This window comes from Litorivivens lipolytica (assembly GCF_014191715.1).
Lineage (GTDB): Bacteria > Pseudomonadota > Gammaproteobacteria > Pseudomonadales > Spongiibacteraceae > Litorivivens > Litorivivens lipolytica.
Genome location: NZ_JACHWY010000001.1, coordinates 419885 through 436286 on the forward strand (window position 1 = coordinate 419885; position 16402 = coordinate 436286).

Here is a 16402-nt window from a genome sequence, read left to right on the forward strand (position 1 = left end):
GGCCAGAAGAAAAGGTGCTGAGAAGCGCCTTTTTTTTTCGCCTGGCGTTTTTGCCCGGCTTTTAAGCGGTGAATCTGGTGGCTAGAGGCCCGCAGGCCTCGTGCTTTATCCATGCATCCGAACTTTTAGTGCATGCCAAAGACCTGCGCCCGCAGATCGCCATAATCTGCTTGCTCGCCACTGTCATAGTAGCGTTCTTCTAGCACCTGAAATTTTTCAATCTCGTCGTCGGCAAGAAAATGCAGACAGTCACCGCCGAAAAACCAGAACAGGTCGCGCTGAACATGCGGTGTGAAGGCGGGAAAGTGCGCTACCATGCGGCTCAGCAGCATCTGGCCTTTTTCCGGGTAATGGGCGCGAGCCGTCATCGCTTCACGGGTTTCCTCCAGCAGGCTTAGCGTTTCCGCGCAGCTCTGCGGGTCGTGATCCGGTGTCTGTTTCAGAAACGCCTCAAGTGTTGCGTCAAAATTCTGGAACAGCTGCCAGTGGTATTCAAAGCGGTCTTTCACGTGTGCACCTCGGTTCTGCGGTTGCGCAGTGTATCGAACCGGGGGCTAGCGTGGCAAAATAGCCGGCTTTACTGACCGGGTAATTGCATCCCGGGACATTTATCGACAACGGATGTGAGTCCATGACTAAAGCCTTATCCATTCGCGGTCTTCGCAAAACCTATGACAATGGGTTTGAAGCGCTGAAAGGCATCGATCTGGAAGTGTCGCAGGGTGACTTTTACGCGCTGCTGGGGCCTAACGGCGCTGGTAAGTCGACCACCATCAGTATTATCTGCTCGCTGGTAAAGAAAACAGCGGGTGATGTACACGTCTTCGGCAAGTCCATTTCCGAAGAGCCCGCCGAAGCCAAGAAGTTTATCGGCTTGGTGCCGCAGGAATTCAACTTTTCGAACTTTGAATCCCTGTGGGACATCGTACGCAATCAGGCGGGTTACTACGGTCTGCCGAAAAAACTGGCGGAAGAGCGCACCGAAAAATACCTGAAAAAACTGGGCCTGTGGGAAAAGCGCCACAACGCCGCGCGAATGCTGTCGGGGGGTATGAAGCGTCGGCTGATGATTGCGCGGGCACTGGTGCATGAGCCCAAGCTGTTGATTCTCGACGAGCCCACTGCGGGCGTCGATATCGAACTGCGTCGCTCTATGTGGGATTTTCTGCGCGAGATTAACGGGCAGGGCATTACCATCATTTTGACGACTCATTATCTGGAAGAGGCGGAAAGCCTGTGTCGACATATCGGCATTATCGATCAGGGCCAGATTATCGAAGACACCAATATGAAGGTGTTGCTCAAGCGCCTGCAGAAAGAGGTGTTTATCTTTGATGTGGTAGGCGAGCTGCCTGACGAGATTAAGGTCGAGGGCTTCGATGCCCATCGGGTAGATGAGCATTCCTTTGAGCTGACCATCGATAAGTCGGTAAGCCTCAATACCGTCTTTGAACGACTCAGTCAGGCGGGGCTGGAGATTACCAGTATGCGCAATAAGGCCAATCGCCTTGAAGAGTTGTTTGTCGGTCTGCTGAATCAGGGAGGAGCCAAGGCATGAGCTTTAACGAAAAATGGATCGCCTTTCTGACCATCGTGCGCAAGGAAGTGCGTCGCTTTATGCGTATCTGGATGCAGACGCTGCTGCCGCCGGCCATCACCATGACACTGTATTTCGTGATCTTCGGCACTCTGATCGGATCGCGTATCGGGGATATGGGCGGCTTTAGCTATATCCAGTTTGTGGTGCCGGGGCTGGTGATGATGTCGGTGGTGACCAATTCCTACGCCAACGTGGTGTCCTCTTTCTATGGCGCCAAGTTCCAGCGCTTTATCGAAGAAATACTGGTTTCGCCCATGTCTAACAGCATTGTGCTGTGGGGCTATATTGTGGGCGGCGTTGCGCGCGGTCTGCTGGTGGGCCTGATTGTGACTTTGTTGTCGCTGTTTTTCACTGAGCTGCACATTCACAATCTGTGGGTGATGATTGCTATTGTGGCGCTGACCTCGGTGTTCTTTTCCATGGCGGGCTTTATCAATGCAGTTTTTGCCAACAGCTTTGATGATGTGTCCATCGTTCCCGTGTTTGTTTTGACCCCGTTGACCTATCTTGGTGGTGTGTTTTATTCCATGGATATGCTGTCGCCGTTCTGGCAGGGCGTGTCGCAATTGAACCCCATGCTCTACATCGTAAATGCATTTCGCTACGGCATTCTGGGGGTTTCTGATGTGAATGTGGGCTGGGCCTTTGCCATGATATTGTGCTTCACCGCTGCAGCCTACGCCTATTGCATGTATCTGCTGGCGAACAGCAAACGGCTCCGACAGTAATGAGCGACTACCACGACCTGCCACTCGGTAAACACACGGATTACCCGGATCAATATGATCCCGGACAGATGCGCCCGATTGCCAGAGCACAGGGTCGTTCCAGCCTGCTTCCGGCGCGTCTGTCGATGGTCGGTAGTGATCTGTGGAATGCCTACGAGCTGTCCTGGCTGGATGCCAACGGAAAGCCGCAGGTGGCCTGTGCCCAGTTTGAATTTCCTGCAGACTCGCCGAACATGGTGGAGTCGAAGTCGTTCAAGCTCTATCTGAACTCGTTGAATCAGGCGCGATTTGAAAGCCCCGAACGACTGCGGATTATTCTGACGGAAGATCTCAGTCGCGTTGCGGGCGCCAGAGTCAAGGTCGAGCTGGTGTTGCCGGAGCAGTGGGCTGAGTATTTTGCAGTGAACTCGCCACAGGGCGAGTCGCTGGATGAATTGCCTTTGCTTGTGCTGAGTGAGCAGCCAACTGCGGAGCTGATTCGTTCAGCAGGCCGTAATGGCGAGAAGCGCTACTTTAGTAATCTGTTTCGCTCTTGTTGCCCGGTAACCGGACAACCGGATTGGGCGAGCGTTGAGATTGAGTTGAAGGGCGAACTGCCGGAGGGAGAATCGCTGTTGGCTTATCTCACCAGCTTCCGGCAGAACAACGAATTTCATGAGCAGTGTGTCGAGCGCATTTTCTGTGACCTGTCGCAGCAACTGTCGCTGGAATCACTGACTGTTTATGCGCGCTATACCCGGCGTGGCGGATTGGATATCAACCCGCTGCGGTCGAGCTTTGAAAGGGCAAGACCTTTTCAGAGGCTAGCGCGGCAGTAAGGCATCGTATTGAGGAGAAAACATGATCGCATCATTTAAACCCCGCGCTCGTACTCTGATGGGGCCCGGCCCCTCGGATGTAAACCCGCGCATTCTTGAAGCGCTGGGTCGCACAACTATTGGTCATCTCGATCCCCAATTTATCGAGATGATGGATCAGATCAAACAGCTGCTGCAGTACGCCTTTCAAACCAAGAATGAGCTGACCCTGCCGGTTTCAGCGCCGGGTTCTGCCGGAATGGAAGCCTGTTTCGTCAATCTGCTGGAGCCGGGCGATAAGGCCATTGTCTGCATCAATGGCGTATTCGGTAACCGCATGGTCGAAAACGTGAAGCGCTGTGGCGCCACGGCGGTGACGGTGGAAGATGATTGGGGTAAGCCGGTTGATCCGAATAAAGTGGAAGCCGCTTTGCAAGCCAATCCGGACGCCAAAGTGCTGTGCTTCGTTCACGCTGAAACTTCTACTGGTGCCCGCTCTGATGCCAAAACCCTGGCAGGGCTGGCGCAACAACACGATTGTCTGACCATCGTTGATACCGTCACTTCGCTGGGCGGCGTAGAGCTGAAAGTCGATGAATGGGGGTTGGATGCTGTGTATTCCGGTACCCAGAAGTGTTTGTCCTGTACGCCGGGTCTGTCTCCCGTGACCTTCTCTGAAAAAGCCGCTGAGGTGATTCGCAATCGCAAGGCGCCGGTACAGAGCTGGTTCCTCGATATGAACCTGGTGATGGGTTACTGGGGCGGCGGTGCCAAGCGCGCTTATCACCATACTGCGCCAATCAATGCCCTCTACGGCCTGCATGAGTCGCTGGTCATTCTGCAGGAAGAGGGGTTGGAAAATGCCTGGGCGCGTCACGCGAAAATGCATGCCTCGCTGGCTGCTGGTTTGGATGCTCTGGGTATTGGTTTTGTCGTGAAAAGTGATTACCGTCTGCCGCAGTTGAATGCGGTCACCATTCCCGAGGGGATTGACGACGCTGCAGTTCGCGGCAAGTTGTTGCAGGACTACGATCTTGAAATTGGTGCGGGCCTGGGTGCGCTGGCGGGTAAGGTATGGCGTATCGGTCTGATGGGCCACAGTGCCAACGCGGAAAACGTCGCACTGTGTTTGAATGCCCTCGAGACTGTGCTGATTGAGATGGGGCAGAATATTGAAAAAGGCGCTGCCAGTAAGGCCGTCGCTGCAGCCGTACTTTCCTGATCGCGTTTGATCCCCAGCGCTACCCGCTCAGCGGGTAGCGCTCCATGATATAGCCCACACAATCCTGTCGAATAACCCGCTCGTCCAGCGTCAGCATGGTGGGCGAAAATGCCTTCCGAGTGACTAAACACGCCTTCTCAAGACGGAAATACTTGTCGGTAATATTCCGTCCCGCATCATTGCGCACGCATAGCGTTCGCGCCTGGTCATTGTTCAGGTTAACTTTGGCAAAAGGTGTGCCTTCGGGTAGCACTTGAAAATTCCAGGCGTCAAAGGCCTGCGGGAATGTGAAATCGGCTGTTGTGGCCGAATTGGCGATGTCATTGTCAAAAGCAATGCGGCTGTCGGGCGGTACCGTCATTCTGGCTACCGTGTGGAACAGCTCGATCTCATTGGTGCTGGTTAATTGCGACTCAGCGAAATCGTTTGTCAGCGCGAATTCGAGGGTTTGGCTGGCCTGCTCAATGCCTGCCTGTTCACCCGGTTGGCCGCATTCCAGCGTAACCGCTGGGCAGTAACGCGCCATATTGTTCGCGAATATTTGATGAGGTTCGGTAAAAAAGACAATGGTTTCGCTAAACCTGCGAGCCAGTGTCAGAAAGCGCCGGTCAACATGATTGATGCAGGCATAGAGCGGGTTGCGCCCGGTGTTGTTGTGAATATCGATAGCCGCAATTGGCTGGCAGCTGGCAACATAATCCAGCACTTCTTGCGCCAGCGCGTGTTCTTTCAGTTCACCACCGGCCCAGATACGGTTGAAGTCCGGTTGACCGTCGAGTCGCCGAAGCCCTTCGGCAGCGGCGCGGGTATTGCCAACAAAGATCACCAGATCTCGCGGTAATTCTGGGTTTCTTTTTAGTAATTGCTGCAGTGCGCTCAAGCCTGTTGTTTCATTGCCGTGTAGCAAAATGGAAACTATCAGGGCTTTGTCGCTGCGACCGCGCAGATGAATCAGGCAGGGTTCACCGACGAGCCTGTAAAGCTCGCTGGCGCGACAGTAGAGAAAGCCCTCGGGCAGAGATTTTCTGACGCGCAGTTCTACCACGTGTGCACAGCTCCTTGAGTGCATTGGTATTGATAGGCTTCCATCAGCGCGCGGGTGTCGCGATGATTGTTGAGAAAGAACTCGCGCTGCCAGTGGGCACCGGTGCGGCGTCGTGCAATGCGCTCACGCATCACTTCGCTCAGGAAGTAGTCCACTTCTGCTCCATCAAACCCCAGTGTGGTCAGTGACTGGATAGCGGCAGGCAGGCCCTGATGAAGCAGGATATCCGCGGCCGATGCCCTGCGGCCATCCAGCCAGTCCAGTTCTGCATCCAGTCCCCATCGCGCCGCCGTGTAAAAATTCTGCCTTACGTACTCGAAATTCGGCGGGTTTAGCTCGTAGAGATTATTTGACAGCCACGCCACCAAGCCATAAAACAGCGCGATATTGGCAACACTGTCGGTGGTGGTGGGGCCTGCGGGAAGAGAGCGGTGCTCCAGTCGCAACTGGAGCTGCCCATTGGTATTGATATGAACCAGCGGCCGGTTCCAGCGCCAGATTGTGCCATTGTGGAGTTGCAGATGCGCCAGCGCATCCCGCTCGTCGTCCAGGATCGGCAGCAGCACGGGAAAGGCCTGCAGATTTTCCTGAAACAACTCTGCCGCTGAGTGTTTGCAGTAGCCGCTGCCAAAGGTAACGCGGTGTACTACGGTTCCGCTGCCGCTAATAAAACAGGGCAGGGCAACAGATTGCTCAAACAGGGGCACCCGGCTTTCATCCCATAGGTCCTGCTCAAACACCAGCGGTGCATTGGCCCCGGCGGCAACCAGCAGGGCCGAGGCGAGCAGACTGGCATTGTAGTAGCGCGCAAAGTCGGAGGGGGCAACCTGCAGGTGTATCTGCAGTGAGGTGGTGGCGGCTTCCGTCATAACATCATTGTGCTCCAGGCGAAGGTGGTCCACAGCCCCCTCAATGGCGATATCCAGTGGCCTGAATTGTCGACCTTTCAGAATCTGGTGGTTGAGCGCAATGTAACGCTGGCGCGCAGAAACATTGTTCAGGTTTAGATCGTCATCGCGGAGACTGGGCAGTATGCCGACCTGACAAATATCAAGATTCATTTGGTGGGCCGCCTGTTGGCAGCGTTGCCATTGGTCTTTCATGTAGCTGTGCACTGCACTTAGCAGGTTCGGCGCGACGGGAAAGGGCGGGGTGTTCAATTCAAAATTGAACTTCGCCAACTCGGGAACCACCAGCGGGTCGTCGAGCAGGGCAATAAAGGCCTCGTTGTCGGGGGCAGGGCGCAAGCTGCTATCGATCAAGCAGGCTTCCAGCTCGAGCCCGCAGGTGCCGGTGTCGGCTTCCACGCAGTCATCGCGGAGGTAGTCCGCCAGCCGTTGGGTTTCCTGGCTCAGCTGTTCCGCAAACACGTGAAAGTCCGCATCGCTGAATTCGCTATGCTGTATTTCCTGCCCCACAAGCTGCCTCATGTTTGCATGTGCTACAGGCAAGTGTAGTCACGGCAGCGCTTTCCGTCAGCGCTCAAGGCTGGTATCACGGGGCAAATCAGGTGAAAATGCCGGTAATAATAAAGCGGTAAAGGTTAGCTCATGGAATTCACGGATTATCTGCGCATTCTCGCCAAAAATGATGGCTCGGACCTCTATCTGAGTACCGGTGCGCCTCCCTGTGCGAAGTTTCAGGGGGTCCTGAAACCGTTGTCGAAGGAAGCTCTGGGTTCCGGCCAGATCAAGCAGATTGCTGACAGCATCATGGATGATGAGCAGCGTGAGATTTTTGACCATGAGCTGGAGATGAATCTCGCGATTTCTGTTCCGCGGGTCGGTCGCTTTCGAATCAATATCTTTAAACAGCGCAATGAGGTGTCGATTGTTGCGCGAAATATCGTCACGGAAATTCCCAAATTCGACGATCTGAAACTGCCTGAGATCCTGAAGGAAGTGATCATGACCAAGCGGGGTCTGATCCTGTTTGTGGGGGGTACCGGTAGCGGTAAATCTACCTCACTGGCCGCGCTGATCGATCACCGAAACAGCAACAGCGGTGGTCATATCATCACCATTGAAGATCCCATCGAGTTTGTGCATAAGCATAAGAAATCTATTATTAACCAACGCGAAGTTGGCGTGGATACCCGCTCCTTCGCCGCTGCGCTGAAAAACACCCTCCGCCAGGCGCCGGATGTCATCCTGATTGGTGAGATTCGGGACCGTGAAACCATGGAGCATGCGCTGGCCTTTGCAGAAACCGGCCATCTGGCGATTTCGACCCTGCACGCAAACAACGCCAATCAGGCTCTGGATCGGATTATCAACTTCTTCCCTGAGGAGCGACGCAATCAGCTGCTGACCGATCTCGGTATGAATCTGCGCGCCTTTGTCTCCCAGCGACTGGTGCGCACGGTTGATGGCAAACGCGCGGCAGCCGTTGAAGTGCTGCTGGGAACGGCGACCATTCAGGAGCTGATTTTGCGCGGCGAGCTGGATGGCATTAAAGAGATTATGGAGAAATCCGAGCGGCTGGGTATGCAGACTTTCGATTCGGCCTTGTTCAAGCTCTACAAAGAGGGGCGGGTTTCTCTGGATGAGGCTATTAAAAATGCCGATTCCGCCAATAACCTGCGCCTGAAAATCAAACTCGATTCCGGTGTTGCCGCCAGTGGTGGCGGAGAGGCTGGCAGTGGCGGGTTGTCGCTTGAGGAAATTCCGGATGAGGATGAAGGAATGCGCTAGATAGCTGACTGGGGTTTTGCTATGGCAACACCATTTTTTCCGTGGTGTTTTATGTCGTACAAGGCCTTGTCCGCTCGTGAAAGCAGATCCTCCAGCGATTTGTCCCCAGGGCCTCGCGTAGCAAGGCCCAAACTGATCGTGACCGCAATTTTTTTGTCGCCCACGCGGTGGTTAAGCTTGGCGATATCGCTGCGCAGGGCTTCCGCGCGGGCCTGGGCTGTCTTCCTATCAACTTTCAATAAAATACAGAACTCTTCGCCGCCGGTGCGACCGAGCAATGCACCTTTTCTAAGCCGACATTTCATCAGGCGGGTAACACTGATCAACACCTGATCTCCGGTCGCGTGTCCGTAGGTATCATTAATCTTTTTGAAGTCGTCGATATCTAGCGTAATCAGGCTAATAGCCCCCGGCTCGCTAAACTGCTTTCTGCCCTCGCTGAAAAAGTAGCGTCGATTGGCGATGCCGGTCAGATAATCCACATTTGCCAGGTAGTCCAGTTGTGAAAGCGACGAACTCAAGGCGTAGGTGCGTTTTTCCACGGCATGTTCATAGTAGTAGGCGATAATGCTTGTGCAGAAAATGGCGGTCAGCAGAACATAAAATTCATTCATTGCCGCAGCCGACTGCAGTGCCGGGGGGAGATAGAGCAAAAGCACGGCAAGCACGCAGGCGGCGCTGTAAATCAATCCTCCGGTTATACCGAGAAAGAAAAAAGCACCTAGTATTGTACAAAAGTAGTAAGCCGCGCCTACCGGTTCAGATAGGTCAGCAAGGGCTAGCAAGTGGATTACAGAGTAGACCGTAATCAGAAGAGAGATTGAGGCCGGTAAAAACTTTAGCCAATCGCGCTGCAGTGCAATAAACAAAATAAGAGCAACAGCGCTGGCGGTTGCCACGCTCAGACTGAGCCAAACGGATTGAAATGAAAACAGCGCCGCCATCCCGGCGCAGACAACGCCGGTCAGAATCAAGCAAATGCGCAACACCTGAAAGTGGTCAGAGTGCACCAGTTCCTTCGCATTGGCCAGGTTGTGATTGCAACCAAAAGCCATTTCCCCATGCCTCCCAGCCCGGCGATTTAGCCGTGGTAACCCAGACGCTACGACGATGTTGGCCTTGCGACAATAGGTAGTTCTCCTAGTTCAAAAGAGAAAAAACATGGACTTCCGAATACGAGGTTGTGTATATCTGTACAGTAAGTGCTGTTTCAGGATACTCTTCCCGGCATGGCGAAACCCCGGATAGAGCAATGAGCGACGACAAAATTTCAACGACAGCATTGGCCAAACTGCTGGAGGTTCCGGTTCAGCAACTCTTTGCCACGCTTAAGGATTACGACTGGATCCGAAAAGTCGCGGATGGCTGGGCCTTGACACCCAAAGGGGAGTTTGAGGGCGGCGAATACCACAATAGCAAGCGCTACGGCCGCTATATTGTCTGGCCAGTCAGCCTTGAACAGCATGCCATGCTGCGGGCGCTGGAAGACAACAAAATGCTGGGGGCTGCGGCCATCGGTCAGCCCTACGGCTTGAGTGGCCGCGCCGTTAACCGGATTCTCGCCGAGTTGGGTTGGCAGAAGCGCGAGTCCCACGGTTGGATGCTGAACTCCCGCGGTCAACAGCAGGGCGGGGTGCAGCTGGAAAACCGTCAGAGCGACATGCTCTATGTGTTATGGCCGGAAGCCGTCGCCGATAATGCGGTCTTGATACAGCGTTTGCGCGAAGTAAGCTCAAGTAATGGCGAGGCTCCGTCGGGGGATCTATTTGCCGGCAGTGAACTTTTCACGAGTATCGACGGCCACCAGCACGATTCGCGCGAACGGCAGCAGATTTGTCAGTGGTTGTATCTGGCGGGTGTCCTGCACGCCACCGCTCGGCAGTTGCCAGTGGAAGAACCACTAAAAGCTGATTTTTTCCTGCCCTTGAATCAGGTGTTTATCGACTTCTGGGCCGCAGATGCAACGCCCACACAACTCAAGGCCCAGATGCGGCGGGCGGAGCTCTACAAGAAACACGCTTGGCACGCGATTGAACTGCACCCGGAAGACATTGATCAGCTCGACGATGTGATGCCGCGCCAGTTGCTAAAGTTTGGGGTAAAGTTCAGCTAAGTCAGACCGTCAGGCGGGCAGGGCGAGTCTGACCTTGGCGCCACCCAGCACAGAGCGCTCAATGTCCATGCCGGCCTCATAGGCATTGAGGATGTCGACGGCAACGGCTAAACCAAGCCCCTGACCGCTGCCGTACTGGTCTCCCCGATTGCCGCGTTCCATCAAGGCATCAATTTTGTCTTCGGGAAAGCCCGGCCCGTCGTCTTCTACTGAAACCTCCAGTTTCGATCCATTGAGAGGGCTGACATTGATCGCTACCCGGCTCTCGGCAGCCTTGCAGGCGTTATCGATCAGATTGCCGAGCAGCTCCATCAAATCCTGCTCATCCATAGCCAATGCCTGGGTGTCGGCGCAGTCGATAGCAAAGTCCAGATTACTGTCGCGGTAGACCTTGGTCAGGGTCTGGCAAAGCCTTTCCAGCATGGGCTTCAGGGGTGTTTTCGTACCGAGGCGACGAGGCCCGGCACTCACAGCGCGTTGCAGCTGGTAGTCAATAATATTGTTCATCTTGTCCAGCTGCTCGGTAATCTGCGGATCGGTTTCGCTGTTTGTGGCGGAGCGCATCACACTGAGCGGCGTTTTCAGGCTGTGGGCCAGATTGCCCAGCGTATTGCGATAGCGCTCGCGCTGCTGCTGCTCTTTCTCTAGCAGGCGGTTGAGGTTATGAGTCACGCCGGTCAGCTCCAGCGGATAGGTGCCGCCCAGCGATTCTCGCTCTCCCGCCTCCAGCGCTCGCAATTCGCGGCTCATATCGCGCAATGGTCTCAGCCCCCAGCGCAGCACAAGCACTTGCATCACCAACAGTACAACGGCGGCGAGGCCAAGCCAGAGTGCAATATTTTTCCGGAAACTGAGCAGCTCCTGACGGAAGGCGTCCTGATGTTCGAGCAAGGTAAAGATCAACGGGTATTCAACGCCCGTTTCGTCTTCCCAAATCACGTGATAGCGGTAGCGGAAATAGGCGGTGTCTTTTAACGTGATTTCATCGAAAACCTCTTCGCCGGCGGCTGTCGGTGAGAAGGCTTCCTGCAGAACTTCGAGGGAATTAGCCGATGAGGATTGCCATTGCAGGGTGCCATTGCGGGTGTGAATAAACGCGTAAAGCCCGGAGCGAAACTGCCAGAAACGCGGTTCACGCAGGCGATCAACCGAAATGGGCTGGGTGTTGCTCCATTCCATGACCCCGAGAATGCCGTAGAACTGCAATTGCAACTGTGATTCCTGAGCGGCGATCAGGCTTCGGGTGTGGGCCTGGTCAATGGCATAACCGGTAATGCCCAGAAACAGTGGCAGTGCCAGAATAGAGGCTCCAAGCAGTCGCCGGATAATGGAGCCTCGAGCTTTCATTGCTCGGCTTTCAGATCAAAACGATAACCGCGGCCGCGCACGGTAGTGATGGGTTTGAGTGTGCTGTCCGGGTCGAGCTTTTTGCGTAGCCGGGCAATAAAAACTTCGATTACATTGCTGTCGCGATCGAAATCCTGATCGTAGAGGTGTTCGGTTAGCTCGGACTTTGACACGGTCTGGCCGCTGCGGTGAGCCAGATACTCCAGCGCATTGTATTCGTAGGTGGTGAGTTCAAGGCGTTTTTCGCCGACTAGCACTGACTTTGCCCGGGTATCGATAACAATTGGTCCATAGCGCAGCTCCGGGCTGGCATGCCCGGCGGAGCGGCGGATCAGGGCATTGGCTCGCGCCAGAATTTCTTCAATCTGAAAGGGTTTGACCACATAGTCATCGGCGCCAGCTTCCAGGCCTTCGACTTTGTCCTGCCAGCGTCCGCGGGCGGTCAGAATCAGCACCGGAAAGTTGCGATTGTTTTTCCGCCAGCGGCTAACCACCTGTATGCCGTCGAGTTTGGGTAGACCAATATCCACAACGGCCAGGTCGTAGTCATATTCTTCACCAAGGAAGAGGGCATCTTCGCCATCGGCGCTGCGATCGCAGGCAAAGTCCTCGGATTCAAAGGATTTGGCCAGATAGTCGAGCAGATCTGGTTCGTCTTCTACGATCAATACGCGCATGCAGGGATTCCTGAAGGGGCTATTCGGGGCGAACCGTGACGGTTTTAACCTTGCCGTTATCTTGAAGTATCCGCACCCGATAGACGCCGTCGCCTATGTGCCGTGCACCAACCGCTCGACCCTGGTAGCGCCGTTCGGCAATCTCCACGGCGCGTTCGGGCGATGCCGATAAGTCGTTGCGCAGGTGCTGCCGATTGTCCGGCAGGCGCAGACCCGGTGCCCGATCGAGGCCCGGCAAGGCATGTAGCGGTGCTGCAAACACGAACAGCAGTGCGATCAGTCGGATCGTGTGTCTAGCGAATAAAGTGAACTTCATAGTGCATTAACCGGCTGGTGTTACCGACACGTTAATTCGGATTCGCTTGCCCGGATCGTAGGGCAGGCGGGTTTTATAGTTTCTCCCATGGTATCGATAAGTCACGTCGTAGCCAACAATCTCCTCGTGCCACTGGGTTTCATAGGTGGTCTCACAGCGTTCTTCCACGTGGTAGTGATCCCCACGACGCTCGCGCTGGGTGTGGCTGCCTATGGCTGCACCGACTCCAGCTCCGAGAAACGTGCCAAGTGGTGCATCATCATGGGCCGAGACGTGATGGCCGATCAGGCCACCGATAATAGCGCCTACCAAGGGTGCTGCGGTACTTCGCCGGGATTCATAGTGCACCGTTTCTTCCCAGCAGTGCCGGCTGGGCACCTCGCGACTCACTTGCTCGTAAACGGGGACCGCAGAGGTCACTTTTGCATAGTCGCTGCGCTCATGATCGGCGTGGGCGCTGGCGCTAGCGAGCAACAGTAGGGATAGAAATCGTTTCATGGCGAAGATCTCAACAGCCTTTAGGTCGATATCTTACCCGCGTCAGCCTGAATGAAAGCTTAAGGCAGACAAGAGTAGCTTGAGATTGATTTCACCGGTGTCGGGCTTTATAACTGTGGGCTCATTTTTCGGGGGACCGCTATGAAACTCTATACCTTTGATATCGCACCCAATCCGCGACGTTTGACCATGTTTCTTCAGTACAAGGGCATCGAGATCGACACCCAGCAGATTGATTTGGGTAAACTGGAGCAATTCAGTGACAGCTTCCGGGCGATCAACCCCGACTGCTCGGTGCCGGCGTTGGAACTGGATGATGGCATAGCGCTGGTGGACGTGGTCTCCATTTGTCTGTATCTGGAAAGTCTTCACCCGGAAAAGCCCCTGTTTGGCAAAAGCGATCTGGAACGTGCACAGGTCGTCGGCTGGATGCACCGGCTGTTTACAAGTGGTTTGATGGCCATTGCCGATATGCTTCGCAACCAGGGCGATATGTTCAAGGATCGGGCGCTGCCAGGGCCCGGTAATCTCAAGCAGATTCCCGAGCTGGTAGAGCGTGGTCGTATTCGACTGGATCAGTTTTTTGCCCGCATGGAAGAAGTGTGTGCCGAGCAGGACTACCTTGTAGGTGATGCGTTGACTCAAGCGGATATTGACCTGCTGGCCGTCTGTGAATTTGCCGGCTGGGTTAAAGTCAGCGTGCCGGAAAGCTGCACCAACCTGCATGCCTACCTCGAGCGGGTGCGAGCTCAGCTCGCGGGCTGATTCAAAACGTAAAAAAAGCCCCGCCACTGGCCGGGCGGGGCACAAGACGTCGTCATAACGACGAGTCAGGGAGACGATAAATCAGGCTTCTTTTCAGAAATGAGTTCAGAAGCGAATATTGAGGTTGCCTCTGACACCTTCGCGTACATGCACCCGCGTGCTGCGCTCATAGTGGTGCTTGCGGTGGTATTTGTACTTCGGCCGCTCGTAGTAGTGGTAGCTGTAACCGTAGTGCGGCCGGCTATGATACGTGTAGGTCACATGGCTGGTGTGATGTTTTTGGCCGTGATGGTATCCATGATGGTGTCCGTGATAACGACGGTCGCCATGATAGTGGCGGCCAGTTTCATGGCATACATATTCTGTGTGGCCGTGGTTGTGATGGCCGTGACCGTGGTGATCATGGTGTCGGGGGCCAGCCAGCGCCTGACTCGCGCCAAAGCCAAAAGCCAACAGACTGCCAGCAAGTATCCATGTTTTCATGACGTTCTCCGATGGGTTCTTCCCAGTGACAGTTGCATTCTCGCACAGCCAAACTGAACAAAAGCTGAAAGCCAAGATGTGAAATTTGCCACTGGCTGAATCAGCACTCATCCTGATGGAGGGTGACAGGTGAGGTTGCGCTCTCTATCATTCAGGGCAGAATTAAAACATGTGTTTTTATCGGCTTTCGGGTTGGGAGGGAAGGTTGTGATGTGTCGCTATCGTGGGGTGGTAAGTCTGCTGCTGGTTTGTTTGATCGGGCCGCTGCAGGCCATTGAGCGCACGGAGTCGAGAGAGCCCTGCAAACGGGTCGTTCCAACTAAAATGCCCCTGTTTGGTGACACACATGTGCATACCCGCTATTCGCTGGACGCCAGCACTCAGGATACTCGCACCACACCCCGGCAGGCCTATGAATTTGCTCGCGGTGCCCGCATTGGCATTCAGCCTTGGACGGACGAGGGCAAACCGCTGCGTGAGCTGAAACTGAATCGGCCGCTGGATTTTGCGGTCGTGACTGATCACGCGGAACTCCTCGGCGAAGTGGCAATGTGTCAGAACCCGGAGCTGGAGGGGTATTCGAGCTGGCAGTGCCGCCTATATCGGCGTTGGCCACGGGCGGCTTTCTTTCTATTCAATACCAAATCGTCTGCCGGCGGGCGGCTGGGACTCTGCGGGGATGATGGGCAGCATTGCAAGGCTGCCGCTGCGGGCCCGTGGCAGGAAATGCAGCAAGCTGCCGAATCGTCCTACGATCGCTCGGAGCGTTGCGAGTTCACCAGTTTTATCGGTTATGAATGGACCGGCGCTTCAGAAAACCTGGCTAACCTTCATCGCAATGTGATTTTCCGCAATGCCAGCGTTCCCGCTTTGCCTTTCAGTTTTGTGGATGACCCGACGGCGCGAGGCTTGTGGAATGCGTTGGAACGGGACTGTCTCGACCAAGACAATGGCTGTGACGCACTCGTTATTCCCCACAACTCCAATTTGTCGGATGGCTATATGTTCAACCTGACTGATGCGGATGGTGTGGCGTTAACAGACGCTGATCTGGCGAAACGCAGCCGCCTTGAACGACTGGTGGAAGTCATGCAGCACAAAGGCAGCTCGGAATGCTTCTTTGGGCCGGGGCAGATGGAAGACGAGCTCTGTGCCTTTGAGCAACTTCCCTACGACAAATTTTCCGGCAAGTTCATGAAACTGACGAGCTCCGAGCCGGAGCCGAATGACGGTTTTCTGAGAGACGTGCTCAACGATGGTTTGTTGCTGCAACAGAGTAAAGGTATCAACCCCTATAAAATGGGCTTTATTGCCAGCACGGATACCCACCTCGGCGCGCCCGGCGCAGTCGAAGAAAGTAACTTTCCGGGGCATGGTGGGGCCGGCGAACCGGCGAGCGTGGAATCAACGAAAGGCTTGCCTGATGATCTCGAATTCAATCCGGGCGGCCTGGCGGTGGTTTGGGCCGAAGAGAATAGTCGTGACGCGATTTTCGAAGGTATGCAGCGACGGGAGACCTATGGCACCAGTGGTCCGCGAATGACGGTGCGCTTTTTTGGGGGGGCTGACCTGCAGCGCGAACTCTGCGTTAGTCCCGACTTTGTAGAACAGGCCTATCAGAAGGGCGTGCCGATGGGTTCAGAACTGGCCGAAATGGCTGAGGGCGAGTACCCCCGTTTTCTGGTATCGGCGTTGATGGACCCCGGCACAATGGATTCACCGGGTACGCCCCTGCAACGTATCCAGATTATCAAAGGCTGGGTTGATGCCGCGGGTGAGAAGCATCAGCGCGTTTATGAAATTGCCGGTAATCCCGACAACGGCGCGACGGTTAACCCGATGAATTGCCGTCAATCTGGCGAGGGTTACAAACATCTCTGCCGCGTATGGAGTGATCCGAGTTTTGATCCGTCCCACAATGCCTACTACTATGCGCGCGTGGTCGAGAATCCAAGCTGTCGTTGGAGTCAGCAGATTTGTGTTGCCAACGGTGTGAACTGTTCAAATCCGGGGACGGTGCCGGAAGGGTTGGAAATCTGCTGTAGCGACGAACACCGCCCCGATATACAGGAACGCGCCTGGACCTCTCCCATCTGGTATACCCCCAAGGAGTCCTGA

General features: G+C 54.9%; 17 protein-coding genes. 8 read left to right on the plus strand and 9 right to left on the minus strand.

The window, feature by feature from the left end:
• Positions 1 to 125: 125 nt before the first annotated feature.
• Complete coding sequence (locus tag FHR99_RS01950) at positions 126 to 509, minus strand: PA2817 family protein (protein ID WP_183408854.1); 384 nt, start codon at positions 507 to 509, stop codon at positions 126 to 128.
• 122 nt (positions 510 to 631) lie between these two features.
• Between FHR99_RS01950 and FHR99_RS01955 the strand changes: the two genes are divergently transcribed.
• The 4 genes from FHR99_RS01955 to FHR99_RS01970 are packed head-to-tail and all read left to right on the plus strand — an operon-like array spanning position 632 to position 4347.
• Complete coding sequence (locus tag FHR99_RS01955; protein ID WP_183408855.1) at positions 632 to 1558, plus strand: ABC transporter ATP-binding protein; 927 nt, start codon at positions 632 to 634, stop codon at positions 1556 to 1558.
• Complete coding sequence (locus FHR99_RS01960) at positions 1555 to 2328, plus strand: ABC transporter permease (protein WP_183408856.1); 774 nt, start codon at positions 1555 to 1557, stop codon at positions 2326 to 2328. The genes FHR99_RS01955 and FHR99_RS01960 overlap by 4 nt, the downstream gene beginning before the upstream one ends.
• Positions 2328 to 3146 (plus strand): NADPH-dependent 7-cyano-7-deazaguanine reductase QueF, encoded by an 819-nt coding sequence (gene queF / locus FHR99_RS01965; protein ID WP_183408857.1) that lies wholly within the window; start codon positions 2328 to 2330, stop codon positions 3144 to 3146. The genes FHR99_RS01960 and queF overlap by 1 nt, the downstream gene beginning before the upstream one ends.
• A gap of 22 nt (positions 3147 to 3168) precedes the next feature.
• Complete coding sequence (locus FHR99_RS01970; protein ID WP_246386440.1) at positions 3169 to 4347, plus strand: pyridoxal-phosphate-dependent aminotransferase family protein; 1179 nt, start codon at positions 3169 to 3171, stop codon at positions 4345 to 4347.
• A 19-nt stretch (positions 4348 to 4366) separates the two neighbouring features.
• On the opposite strand, the gene FHR99_RS01975 is transcribed toward FHR99_RS01970, so the two are convergent.
• Together FHR99_RS01975 and FHR99_RS01980 are read right to left on the minus strand one after the other, a co-directional pair.
• Entirely contained in the window at positions 4367 to 5392 is a 1026-nt protein-coding gene (locus tag FHR99_RS01975) for a M14 family metallopeptidase (RefSeq protein WP_183408858.1), read from the minus strand.
• Entirely contained in the window at positions 5386 to 6810 is a 1425-nt protein-coding gene (locus tag FHR99_RS01980) for a glutamate-cysteine ligase family protein (protein ID WP_183408859.1), read from the minus strand. Before FHR99_RS01980 ends, FHR99_RS01975 begins: the two co-directional genes overlap by 7 nt.
• 132 nt (positions 6811 to 6942) lie before the next feature.
• On the opposite strand from FHR99_RS01980, the gene FHR99_RS01985 reads away from it, so the two are divergent.
• On the plus strand, positions 6943 to 8085 hold the full coding sequence (locus FHR99_RS01985; RefSeq protein WP_183408860.1) for a PilT/PilU family type 4a pilus ATPase: 1143 nt from the start codon (positions 6943 to 6945) through the stop codon (positions 8083 to 8085).
• Here the strand turns inward: FHR99_RS01985 and FHR99_RS01990 are convergent.
• Positions 8082 to 9140, minus strand: coding sequence for a GGDEF domain-containing protein (locus FHR99_RS01990; protein WP_183408861.1), 1059 nt, complete (start codon positions 9138 to 9140; stop codon positions 8082 to 8084). The two genes, FHR99_RS01985 and FHR99_RS01990, sit on opposite strands and share 4 nt — an antisense overlap.
• A gap of 197 nt (positions 9141 to 9337) precedes the next feature.
• On the opposite strand from FHR99_RS01990, the gene FHR99_RS01995 reads away from it, so the two are divergent.
• Positions 9338 to 10198: a hypothetical protein gene (locus tag FHR99_RS01995; protein WP_183408862.1), complete on the plus strand. Its 861-nt coding sequence runs from the start codon at positions 9338 to 9340 to the stop codon at positions 10196 to 10198.
• 9 nt (positions 10199 to 10207) lie between these two features.
• Here the strand turns inward: FHR99_RS01995 and FHR99_RS02000 are convergent, their stop codons facing one another.
• Genes FHR99_RS02000 through FHR99_RS02015 form a run of 4 tightly spaced genes read right to left on the minus strand, consistent with a single transcriptional unit; the run spans position 10208 to position 13036 of the window.
• Complete coding sequence (locus FHR99_RS02000; protein WP_183408863.1) at positions 10208 to 11545, minus strand: ATP-binding protein; 1338 nt, start codon at positions 11543 to 11545, stop codon at positions 10208 to 10210.
• Positions 11542 to 12222: a response regulator transcription factor gene (locus FHR99_RS02005; RefSeq protein ID WP_183408864.1), complete on the minus strand. Its 681-nt coding sequence runs from the start codon at positions 12220 to 12222 to the stop codon at positions 11542 to 11544. Before FHR99_RS02005 ends, FHR99_RS02000 begins: the two co-directional genes overlap by 4 nt.
• Positions 12223 to 12241: 19 nt before the next feature.
• A complete protein-coding gene (locus FHR99_RS02010) occupies positions 12242 to 12538 on the minus strand; it encodes a PepSY domain-containing protein (protein ID WP_183408865.1) in 297 nt (98 codons plus the stop codon).
• 6 nt (positions 12539 to 12544) lie between these two features.
• Complete coding sequence (locus tag FHR99_RS02015) at positions 12545 to 13036, minus strand: glycine zipper 2TM domain-containing protein (RefSeq protein ID WP_183408866.1); 492 nt, start codon at positions 13034 to 13036, stop codon at positions 12545 to 12547.
• 141 nt (positions 13037 to 13177) lie between these two features.
• Here FHR99_RS02015 and FHR99_RS02020 point away from each other — a divergent pair, with 141 nt between their 5' ends.
• Entirely contained in the window at positions 13178 to 13801 is a 624-nt protein-coding gene (locus FHR99_RS02020; RefSeq protein WP_183408867.1) for a glutathione S-transferase family protein, read from the plus strand.
• Between the two features lie 105 nt (positions 13802 to 13906).
• Here FHR99_RS02020 and FHR99_RS02025 read toward each other — a convergent pair whose 3' ends face one another.
• Positions 13907 to 14284, minus strand: a complete 378-nt coding sequence (locus FHR99_RS02025) for a hypothetical protein (RefSeq protein ID WP_183408868.1) — start codon at positions 14282 to 14284, stop codon at positions 13907 to 13909.
• Between the two features lie 210 nt (positions 14285 to 14494).
• Between FHR99_RS02025 and FHR99_RS02030 the strand changes: the two genes are divergently transcribed.
• The gene (locus tag FHR99_RS02030) at positions 14495 to 16402 is read left to right on the plus strand and encodes a DUF3604 domain-containing protein (RefSeq protein ID WP_183408869.1); all 1908 of its coding nucleotides are present in this window, start codon (positions 14495 to 14497) and stop codon (positions 16400 to 16402) included.